The 10,937-nt window shown below is 50.0% G+C and carries 9 protein-coding genes and 1 other RNA gene; 2 read left to right on the top strand and 8 right to left on the bottom strand.

The genetic code is table 11. From position 1 onward, the window contains the following. On the top strand, positions 1 to 226 hold a 226-nt coding region (locus WCO51_04720), incomplete at its 5' end, for a hypothetical protein (GenBank protein MEI6512561.1). Positions 227 to 239: 13 nt separating this feature from the next. Here the strand turns inward: WCO51_04720 and WCO51_04715 are convergent. Beyond that, a complete protein-coding gene (locus WCO51_04715) occupies positions 240 to 758 on the bottom strand; it encodes an N-acetyltransferase (protein MEI6512560.1) in 519 nt (172 codons plus the stop codon). 76 nt (positions 759 to 834) lie between these two features. On the opposite strand from WCO51_04715, the gene WCO51_04710 reads away from it, so the two are divergent. Then, on the top strand, positions 835 to 1,038 hold the full coding sequence (locus WCO51_04710; protein ID MEI6512559.1) for a hypothetical protein: 204 nt from the start codon (positions 835 to 837) through the stop codon (positions 1,036 to 1,038). 77 nt (positions 1,039 to 1,115) lie between these two features. Here WCO51_04710 and WCO51_04705 read toward each other — a convergent pair whose 3' ends face one another. From WCO51_04705 to ssrA, 7 genes are all read right to left on the bottom strand, one after another. After that, positions 1,116 to 2,423 (bottom strand): ammonia-forming cytochrome c nitrite reductase subunit c552, encoded by a 1,308-nt coding sequence (locus WCO51_04705; protein ID MEI6512558.1) that lies wholly within the window; start codon positions 2,421 to 2,423, stop codon positions 1,116 to 1,118. Between the two features lie 24 nt (positions 2,424 to 2,447). After that, a complete protein-coding gene (gene nrfH / locus WCO51_04700) occupies positions 2,448 to 2,957 on the bottom strand; it encodes a cytochrome c nitrite reductase small subunit (GenBank protein ID MEI6512557.1) in 510 nt (169 codons plus the stop codon). Positions 2,958 to 3,422: 465 nt separating this feature from the next. Continuing rightward, positions 3,423 to 3,695, bottom strand: coding sequence for a hypothetical protein (locus tag WCO51_04695; GenBank protein MEI6512556.1), 273 nt, complete (start codon positions 3,693 to 3,695; stop codon positions 3,423 to 3,425). 23 nt (positions 3,696 to 3,718) lie between these two features. Further along, a complete protein-coding gene (locus tag WCO51_04690) occupies positions 3,719 to 9,214 on the bottom strand; it encodes a PAS domain S-box protein (GenBank protein ID MEI6512555.1) in 5,496 nt (1,831 codons plus the stop codon). 260 nt (positions 9,215 to 9,474) lie between these two features. Further along, positions 9,475 to 10,107 (bottom strand): nucleotidyl transferase AbiEii/AbiGii toxin family protein, encoded by a 633-nt coding sequence (locus tag WCO51_04685; GenBank protein MEI6512554.1) that lies wholly within the window; start codon positions 10,105 to 10,107, stop codon positions 9,475 to 9,477. Then, on the bottom strand, positions 10,104 to 10,442 hold the full coding sequence (locus WCO51_04680) for a hypothetical protein (protein MEI6512553.1): 339 nt from the start codon (positions 10,440 to 10,442) through the stop codon (positions 10,104 to 10,106). Before WCO51_04680 ends, WCO51_04685 begins: the two co-directional genes overlap by 4 nt. A 47-nt stretch (positions 10,443 to 10,489) precedes the next feature. After that, positions 10,490 to 10,843: a transfer-messenger RNA gene (ssrA, locus tag WCO51_04675) on the bottom strand. Positions 10,844 to 10,937 lie beyond the last annotated feature (94 nt).

Genomic DNA, 10,937 nt, shown 5'->3' with positions numbered 1-10,937 from the left:
GATTAAGGGCGATTACGACTATTCCCGTAAACCCAACCCCGCCCTCCTGGCCTGGCCCAACTTCCGCGAAGAGTCCGTCCGCGAGCACCTAAAGACCACAGTAGAAATCTGCGCCCGCCACAACTGCCCCTTGGAACTAATTCTAAAAGACATCAGCACCGTAGCCTACGAACCCCAGCGTTTGTGGCGTTGGGCTGAGATTGCGATGGAAGTTGTGCAGGGGTAGGGGACTCTCTAGACTAAGAGACGCCGAAGGCCTCGTGGAACGTTACTTTGCCGGATGGGACACTGTCAGTTATGGGGAGACACAAGAAGTACTTCTCTGGAACATCATCTAGTGTGAGCTCAGGCATCGATTTAAAGCAAAACCGGACATAGAAGTCAGGATCGCCAACCAGGACTATGCCTGCAGCCCCTTTTTCACCCATCTGCCGTATTCCCTCTCTGATCAGAGATGACCCGATGCCGTCTCTTTGAAGATCAGGACGGACCGCAACTGGACCAATGCCGTACCAACCTGACATTTCTCCATTTATCAGTACAGGCGAAAACGCTATGTGTCCCACGATCTCTCCTTGATATTCGCAAACCAGAGATAACGTCAGGACACCGGCTTTGCGGAGGCAATCGACGATCTTATGCTCCGTTGGAAGAGAACCAGGTGCGTGTTGCGGATGATTCAGAAACGCCGCGTAGACAATACTACAAATCGCTGCGTGGTCGCCTGTCATCTCACATCGTATAGACGTTTCGTTCATCACTGCTTCCTTCTACGCTATTGCTCAAATCTGAACTTCATCATACCTTAATCACCGCTGCCAGACAGGCTGTATTATGGACATTTCGATTGTATTCGCCCGACTGAAAGCCAGGCAACAAATAGCTTCATTAGGCATTACCTTACACCACTTTTGCCCCTTAAAGCTAATACAAAAAGACATCAGCACAGTAGCCTATAAGCCCCAGCGCTTGTGGCGGTGGGTAGAGATAGCGATGGAAGTGGTGCAGGGGTCGGGGGTGTCTCTTATCACTGAGTAGTAGGATTACACAAAAAAGCCACAGCCTTTGGGGCCATGGCTTTTGAAGATTACTGACTTTTATCTCGCACCAATGCTCTATCGCTTCACCCTCTCTGCTGACAACTGTGCCTGACGGGCGTAGTCGATCGCGTCTGCGAGGACTCTTGCAGCCTCTTGCGGGCTGTGGAATCCGGTTCCGTTTTCGGAGGAGACGAAGTCCCAGCGCAGTGATGCTCGTCTATGCAGGTGCCGTGCTTCCTTTAGGGCCTCATCGCTTGCGCCTGACTTTTGAGCGGCGACTATCGCGTCAATGGCATCAACCAACGCGACTTCGGTTCTTCTAAGAAGCTTAGCTGTTCGATCCTGTATCTCCAAGACACGGCCCTTCAGCTCAGCCTCGTCATCCTTGTGGCAAGTCTGACAGCTTTGGCTTATATTGGCGAGAGGGCTTCTTAGCCAGTGGCTGGAGACCTTCACGGCGCCGTCACGTATGTATGGCATGTGGCAATCCGCGCAAGAGACGCCGGCTCTGGCATGGATGCCTGAGGACCACGTTTCGAATTCGGGGTGCTGAATTTTGATCATATCCGCGCCGGTCTCTTTATGCTTCCAGTCGCTGAAGCCATATTGGTCGTAGTGAGCCTCGATGTTATCGATGCTTAGCCCCTTCTTCCAGGGGAACGTGAGGACCTTGTTATCGCCCTTGAAATAATACTCGACGTGACATTGGCCGCATACGTAGGAACGCATCTCTTGCCTGGTCGCTTTAGACAGGTCGATGCCGCGCTCGGCCATCGCATTCTTGAATGCCTGCCGGGTGACACGTAGTTCCATGGTCTTAGGATCGTGGCAATCGGCGCAAGATGTGCCGGTGTGGAGTCTGTCTTTCAGTTCGTCGTAAGGAGTATGATTGAACTTCTCCCATCCCATCTCAGCTATGAGTTGGGGAGTTTCAGCGGAGTGGCAGTTGGCGCATGCCCCCGGCTGCTTCTTCACGACAATCCGCTTTGTCCTTTTCTGGTCTATCAGCGAGTAGAAGTGCCCTCGCTCCTCATTGTGATCGATGGAGAAGGCATATCCCGCCCATATCCGCTTCATTGCCGGCACCCTTTCGAGCTTACTATAGGGCACGGATCCGCCGTATGGAGTCTTGAACGTTGTATCGGAGGTCATTTTGAATGTGTCATACTCACGCGGGAAATCGCGCCCCCAGACCGCTGGGTCCAGTTCATTATCGGAGATGCTGAACACCTTGAGTGGGTACTGGGCAGCCTCGTACTTGTGTTGCCGGATGTTCAGCAGCATCGCTGCTATCCCCAAAGCAATGGTGCCTCCGGCGAGGAATGTCGCGATTACTAGCGTGGCCTTACGAGGGGTCCAGCAGATATTAGTGTTCTGTTCCATTCAATTCCTCCATGGTTAAGTCAATTACCAATCGTGGCCGACGCGGGAATGGCAATGCAGACAGTCGGGCGTTTGGTCGCTGTTCTTGTGAATAATTGGGTCCGTTAGACTGCCATGGCAGTGCAGGCAGTTCTGCAGGAGTATATCTCTATTGTATTTCTTAATGCGGATGGGTTCGTGGAATTTGCCCGTGGTGAATGCGTAGCTGTGATGCCAGCCATTTATTCCCTTTGCAATGTATTTAGCAGGGAAGTTGTGAGGGATGTGGCAGTCGTTGCAAGTTGCAACAGATTTGTGGCTTGAATGGTTCCAGCCCTCGTAGACATCCCGCATTACATGGCAGTTAAGGCAAGACTTTGGGTCATTGCTTAAGTAGGAAAGGCCTTGTGCGTAGGTGAATGTGAATAGCCCGATCCCCGTGATCAATCCGATCAGACCACCGAAGCACATCCACACCCACAGCGGGAATACAGCGAAAGTCCGACCGAAGATAGCTTTCGGCCAATTTGGTTGACCTCTTAAACGTATCCTCATGAAGTGTTAATCCCAAAAGTGCATATTATGCGTGAAGGATGTTCATTCATTCCAAATTATACACTCTAAACCATAACATCTAAAATCAGTAGTGTCAACGAGTATTATACCCGCTTCCAAGTTAGCGCATCACAGGATTCTACGATCTTAGTCTGACTTTTTCGCTTTAATAGAGTTCAATTCGAAAACACCACTAATACAAATCTGCGCCCGCCACAACTGCCCCCTAGAGCTAATCCTAAAGGACATCAGCACCTTAGCCTACGAACCGCAACGTTTGTGGCGATGGGCGGAAATTGCGATGGAAGTGGTGCAGGGATAGGGGGTATTGTTGTGCCTTCCACCAAAAGTGATGGCGGATTTCTCAAGCCAAATGGACTGACGTCAGGCCGAGACGGGATGACCCGGTCTGACGCCGTCACCGCTGCTAGACGGGACTAAGATTTAGTTGTGCTCCGATGACGGCTAAGCTCTGAAAGATGCGGCTTCTTCGGATTTGACTTGTGCGAAGAACGGACACGCAAGGCAGCCACTCATCTTATCGGCAAACGTGCCTTGCACCTTGCCGCCGCAGAGTGTTCCGGCGACCTTCCAGCAATAGCGGCCCGCGCTCTTACCACTGTTCATGTTGTTATACGTAAGGTTGTTAGCCGCGGGGCAAACACCAAACTCTTTCACTTTGGGGCCATCGCTTTGACGACCACAATTCTTAACTTCCCAACAATTTGCTTTTCCCATAATGATCTCCTTCTTTCTTGATTTTAGGCTGTCTTTGTTTCTGGGTGATTATGCATCCATTCATGAGCGAAGTTCTTAAAGTCTTGCGTGGACAGGGCTGGGCTGATGTAGTATCCTTGGATGAAATCACAGCCGCTGGAGTGTAATATCTCCATCTGAGTCTTGGTTTCAACCCATTCGGCAGTCACCTTGATACCTTGGTTATGAGCCATGTCAACAATGGAGCGCACAAGAGCATTGTCGTCCTTGTTATGCTCGATGTCTCTGATAAACGACCCATCTATTTTCAGGTGGATTACGGGGAAGTCCTTAAGTCGGCTCAGGGATGATCGGCCCATACCGAAATCATCAATCGCCATGCTAATGCCAAGTTCCCGCACTTTGTTCAGGGTCTCCATCATTTCCTTATCGTCGGTGGTGAAGTCGGTTTCTGTCACTTCCAGATTAAGGAGTTTTGGATCAAGCCCGGTTTTTGATAAAGTAGCGATAACTGATTCGAGCCATTTATCATTATTAATCTGCTTGGTTGATACATTCACATTTATCCGTGACAAGTGTATCCCTTCGTCGCGCCAAGCCACTGTCTGGGCACAGGCGGTTTGCAGCGCATAATCGCCGATTTTGCCAATCAAGCCCATCTCCTCAGCAAGCGGTATTAAGAGACTCGGGGATATCATTCCTTTTTCAGGATGTTTCCAGCGCAAGAGCGCCTCAGCGGAGAGAAGTGTATTATCCTCTAGACTAACGATCGGCTGGTAGTGCATCTCGAACTGATTATTTTCTAATGCCAGACGAATATCATTTTCCAATACGGCTCGTTGTTGGTTATCAACATCCACTTCTCCAGTAAACCAACTGAACAGACCTCTGCCTGCTTGCTTGGCCTTATACATCGCCGCGTCTGCGTGTTTCAGAAGATTGACCGAATCTATGCCATCAGATGGGTAGCTGGCTATGCCAATGCTCACTCCGATCATGAACCGGTGTCCCTGTATATCGTATGGTCGGCTAATCATGTCAATCATTCGGGTCGCTAGCTTATCCACGCTCGACTTACGCGGGCAATTTGTGAGAATGATGGTGAATTCGTCTCCGCCCATTCTTGCCAATATATCCTCTGAACGAAGACACGATTGCAATCGATTGGAGACTTCAATAAGCAGCAAGTCACCCACTTTGTGTCCTAGGGTGTCGTTGACCAACTTGAACTTGTCCAAATCGAGGAATATCACGGCCATCGAGCCGGATTTCTTACGAGAACCGCTTTTGATAAGCTCGCTGAGATGCTCCTCGAAGTAATGACGATTGGGTAATCCCGTGAGTGAGTCGTGGGTAGCTTGATGCTTCAACTCGTCCGCATTATCCTCAAGCAAATCCTTTGCCAAAATCGCTTCCACTGCATTTGTATTAGCAGAAAGCATCGCATCTTCCAGTTGGTGGTTCAAGCTATCAGCCATAGCCTTGGCTTGGATTAGCTCTTCCTCAGCTTGCTTGCGCTCGGTGATGTCATCAAATGCGATGATCACATGTTTACTGCCATTTATTGTGACGGGTTCAGCGTTGACTCTTAACCACGGAGATTGTTCCTGGCCGTTATTGATGAGTGATACCTGTATTTCGGCACCGCGAATTGATGTTCCTGTCTTTAGTACCTGAGTAACCCCTTGCCTTAGGGAACATTGCCCGCATACCGAGGAAAAACCGCATCCCTTCTCATTCTCAAAACTGTGAACGCATCCCAGTCCGCCTCCGCCTCGTTGACCAACGATACGCTCAAGGCTTCTGGAAATCATGCCCGAAACGACATCATTGGCGTTCACGATCATCGTTTCCTCGTCCAGCAAGAGCATGCCGACCGGCGACGATGAGAAGATAGCAGACAGATTGTCCTTCTCCCTTTGGAGTAATTCATCACCATGTTTCTGGTCGGTGATGTCGCGGCCAACACCAATGAATTGGAGTTCACCATTCTTGTTGGTATAGAGCGTGCCATTAGCAATAAACCAGTGCCAATCGCCATTACTATGTTTGACTCGATAAGGAAGGCTCGTCTCAGCCTCCCCAGTTTCAAAAACCCGCATAAGGTACTCACCAAGATGTTTGCAATCGTCAGGGTGCACGAATGGTACGAACATCTTGCCAATAAAATCGTTGACTGGATAGCCGAAATGGCGTTCCCAAGCTGGGGACAGAAATAGGAATTTGCCCGTTATATCGAGTGTGAAGATGATATCGAAAGAGTTTTCGATATAAGAGCGGAAAGTCTCTTCGCTCTCGCGCAACGCCTCTTCCGCCTGTTTGCTCTCGGTGATGTCATGGGCAGTGCCTTCAAAACCTATGATCTTGCCGAATTCATTGCTTAACGGAACAGCGCTTGTTGTGTGCCAACGCCAGGATCCATCGGAGTGCTGCACGCGGTACTCGACGCCTTTATGGCGTTCTCCCGTCTCGATCACTGCCTGCAGGAATACCATGCACTCAGCAAGATCATCCGGATGGATGAATTGCTGGAATGGTTTCCCTTCCACCTGATTTGCCGGATAGCCCAAAAGCGCGGTCCAGGCAGGGGAAACAAAGTTGAATATCCCCTCAGCAGTGAGTGTATAAATAATGTCGTGGCTGTTCTCGATCAGGTGGCGGTGCTTCTCTTCGCTCTCGAGCAGAGCCTTTTCCACCTGCTTACGCTCAGTGATGTCGGTAACGAAGCCGTGCCAAAGCACTGATCCATCCTCTTCCATCTGCGGCACAGCGTTGCCGTAGAGCCAGCGCACCGTGCCATCGTCATACTTCACCCGAAACTCAGGATGCCAAAGAGTTAAATCCTGTGCCGATACCTGAATACTAGCGACAACGCTCGCATAGTCATCCGGGTGAAAACTTGCAAATACTTTGGATGCATCTTCACGGACTTCGTCAGGACTGACCCGGAATATCTCTTTGATTGCATTGCTGGCGAAAGGCATACAGGAACTGCCGTCAGGACGCAATCGAAATTGATAGACGAGTCCGGGCACCTGATTGGAGATTTGCTGGAGACGATCCAGCGCCTCGCTCAGAGCTTTTTCCGCCTGTTTGCGCTCGGTGATGTCACGACATAGCGATATGATGCGTAAGTCGGCCCCTGCCCCTACCACTGTTGCATTAATCTCAATCGGAGTGATCTGCCCATCAACTCGCGTATAGTCAATTTCCAAGCCTTGGATAAACCCCTCACGAAAACATTGGTCAAGAGCCGCGGAGTTCTTTTCAAGAGAATGAGCAGCGGTCCATTCTATTGGGCAGCGTCCTAGTATCTCATCAAGTTCGCAATGGCCGCTCAAGCGTACGTATTCTGCATTTGCGTCAACAACCAATCCCTGTCCGTCGAGAACAAGAAAACCTGTGCGCGTCGTCTCGATAAGGTTGCGATACTTCTCCTCGCTCTTCTGTAGCGCCTCTTCAGCCTGCTTGCGCTCGGTGATATCGGTAGAGATGCCGCAGATGGCATAGATTTCGCCATTGGCTGTTTTAAGGGGGAATTTGGCTGACAGATAGGTGTAGGTGCGACCGTTGGCTATTACCTTCTCCTCTATCTCTTGCAACAGTCCGACTTGGAGGATAAACCGATCATTCTTGACGAAAGCCTCAGCAATTTCCGGGGGAAATAGATCGTAATCGGTTTTCCCTTGTATCGCAGCGTTTTTCACATCGAATAATCCTTCAAACACTCGGTTCACATGGATGTATCTGCCCTCCGTGTCTTTCATATAGACTGTCGCTCCGGCATTATCCATGATAGCGCGCAACTGCGCTTCGTTCTTCTGAAGTTGTTCAGTGATACGGTATTGTTCGGTCATATCGGAAAAGACCAATACCATTCCTACGATAGTTCCCGTGACGTCGCGTATCGGCGCGGCGCTGTCGGTAATTTGCCGGCGGGAGCCATCAAGGGAGATCAACATAGTATGGTCCTCTAGATGATGCACCTCGCCGGTAGAGAGTACTTCGTTTACAGGAATGGGAGCCGGTTCGCCAGTTAGAGCATTGACGATGTTGAGGACTTCGGAGATAGGATGACCGACGGCTTCTGAGTGAACCCATCCGGTCAACTCTTCGGCTGTCGGGTTCATGCGGATGACACGTCCTTGCGCATCGGTTGAGATTACCGCGTCGCCGATGGAGCGTAGGGTAAGGGACAGATCCTCTTCCTTCTGTTGTAGTGTTTTGCTAGCTTCGGAAATGCTCCTTATGAAATACTCTCTGCGTTCACGGAAATAGAAGGAAAGAATGGCAACGACTGCCAGCAGAAGTGTAGCCATTATAGCGTTCAAACGTATGGAATTAACAGCGCTGTAAACTTTCTCTTGCGGATAGTCCATGCCCAGAATCGCTACCGGTTTCCCCGTGGCATCGTCTGTAACTGTTTCAAATGCGGAGTCCCATTTCCCCCATTGGTCTTCGTACTCTGCTGTTGCGCTTCGCCCTTTACCGCGGCACAAGGCACGCAGTTCAGCGGGGGCATCCGTGTATTCATCGCCGGGCGGAGAGTAATCTTCTGCTGTTGGCGACACGGAGTCTGCTGAAAAGATGATTCTGCCGTCTCTCACAACCATCAGGTATATGTAGCGAAACTCCGGGGATGTTCGTTGCATTTCCATGAGACGCTTTTTCAGGAATATGTAGCGCGGGTTTTGGAGATCTTCTATCGAGTCAATGCCGTTCACAAGATCGGAGGATATAGACGCTGCGGAGATTGTGCAGGTTGTTTGCAGACTATCCATCCATTCGCTATGTTCGTTTTTGCCCTGGCGATTTGTGTAAAACCATCCGCCTGTCAGAATCGCCAGCAGAGAACATACAAACACAATTCTGACGGTTCGAAGTGTGCGCTGCTCCAAAACCCGCCACACGCAGTACGCGGACGCAACAGCAAGCATGCCGCGCAGCAGTTGGACGGGAAAACCGAACCTATGCAGGAAAGAGTCATAATTAATCAATGAGGCAGGCAAAAAAGGCGCCTTGGGAACAAAAAGGGCGGTTGATACCGCGTAGGTGAGGAGTAATAGTCCCAATGCAAGCATATTTCTTCGCTCGACGGGGTTATCGGAGCGTCGTCTTGCAGAAAGAATGGCGTAAGCGGACCATATCCCGCCAACAAAGCCAATAGAATACCTGAAAAATACGTTCAGCCCAACCCAGTTATAGAGCCAGCCAGTGCAACCAACTAGAAATAGCGCTAGAGTTACCCACCTGCCCGGACCTTTGCCGTGAACTGAGATCATGCCCAAGCGGCCAAACTCAACCAGGCAAATGAACGATAAGGCCATTACACAGATACGCACAGCTTTGAACAATGGGGAGTCGAACATGTCCAATGCCAGCATGTCCAGCCACTCGTTCAGCCCGTGGATCAAGCCAAACAGCCCAAGCCATGTCCAAGGTAGAGCATTTTTCTTCTTTTCAGCCGTGAAACAAATGCCCCCCAGTAAGATGAACCCTAATCCATAAAAGAAGAATATATAATCTAGCTGATGCGTCATATTGTTGCCATACCGTCCTCTAAGATGAATAAAGATTGCCAGGGCCATTCATGAGCACGGCAAGCGATTCTGATACCTGATAATAATCGGGGGAAAGTCACAAAGCCTGTAGGGAAAATGGTGGTTGTCGAGGACGAATCAAAGCTAAAAAACATCAAAAGCCCCAGGTCATATTGTCCCCAAAGCTTTCAGAAAACTGGAGGCGGGAATTGAATTCGCTTCCAAAGTTATCGCATCACAGGATTCTACGAGCGTAGTGTTTAATCAGACAGGGTTTTGGCCCATTGCTGAAAATAGCGTTTGATATCATCCCAGGAGAATTCGCGGAGCATAATAGGAGAAGGTTCATCCTGCGCGTCATCGAAATAGGTCATCCCTACGAGCACGTGGCCGATGTCGCCTACCGAGTACTTTTGGCGATAGAGTTCCAGCAACTCACCGACAGGCTTATGTTCAAGAGCAATTGTATAAAGGTCAATAAAATCTTTGCGAGAACCACGTTGAGCGATGGCCACTAGCTTCATACACGCAAGGTCGTCAAGTGAGGCAAGGGTGAAGGTGTCATCAGGCCAAGTTGTAAAACTAGAGATTGGGTGATATAGATACTCAAAAAAGCTGACCTTAACCCCCCCTATTACAGTGTGAAGAGTTCCACGTGAGACTTGAACATCCTCAACAGGAAGTCCGGCCAGTCGGGCCTTCTCAGCCAAGCTGATCGGGTCTTCAAAATTGCCATGAGCAAACCAGTCAAAATCTATAGACCGACGGTGCCCCAGATGCAACGCGACAGCGGTGCCGCCAGCGAGATAGAACTTTTGTTCAGTGGCGAATGTGGCAAGCATTGGGAATATTGCCTTCTGGGCTTCGCTAAGTACCTCGATATGTAAGCTCATCCGGCACGCCTTCCTTGCCAATGGGTTTTACGCGCAGCTTCGACCCATGTGTCAACTTTAGCCTCAGGAAGGTCGAGAATTAGTCCCCAGAATCTGAGTTTATGGGGGTCAAGTCCACCGCCATTAGCGGTAAGCAACCAGCTTCGAATGGTGTCATCGCCAATCGTGTAGCGTAACCATTTGGCGGCTTCCAAGTTGCCTCTGTCGAGGATGCGTCGGATCATGAATGAGAGGTTACTTTCCAAGGTGAGGGAGTGGAAATCGCAGTCCCAAAATAGAGGCTCCAGACTTTTTGGTAATATCGCGGTTATGCATACGGGTTTATTGATTGCCATATGATCACTTATGCCAAGCCTCGCGACTTCGACGTGCAAACTAAAACTGGTGGAGGCGGCGGGAATTGAACCCGCTTCCAAAGTTATCGCATCACAGGATTCTACGAGCGTAGTCTGACTTTTATCTCGCTCCAATCACCGCCGCCAGACACGCTGGACTAGAGCCAGTTCGATTTCATTCGCTCGGCTGGCCACGAACAGAGACCAGACGGACTAGCCGAATTTAATTACGCCTTATACCAGCCCTATCGGCTCGAGCTGGGGAAGACGGCTGCTTTTAATTAAGCAGCGTATGCGTATTGGTTATTCGCAGTTACTTGTTTTGCCGCTTTTTACGAAGCCAACGGCGCTTCGGCTCGCCTCCTGAGCACGAACTAACTCTGTCGAGCCCATTCGCCCCCATGAAGTACATCTATTATACTCCATTTTCGGCTCATTTGTTCCTGATAGAGAGGCTAAAGGTAAAAGTCCGATCCCCGAACCGAGCCTGTCCCT

It is taken from the genome of bacterium, from assembly GCA_037131655.1.
Classification (GTDB): domain Bacteria; phylum Armatimonadota; class Fimbriimonadia; order Fimbriimonadales; family JBAXQP01; genus JBAXQP01.
The sequence above is the reverse complement of the archived record's forward strand: the minus strand, read 5'-3'. Positions and strand labels throughout refer to the sequence as shown.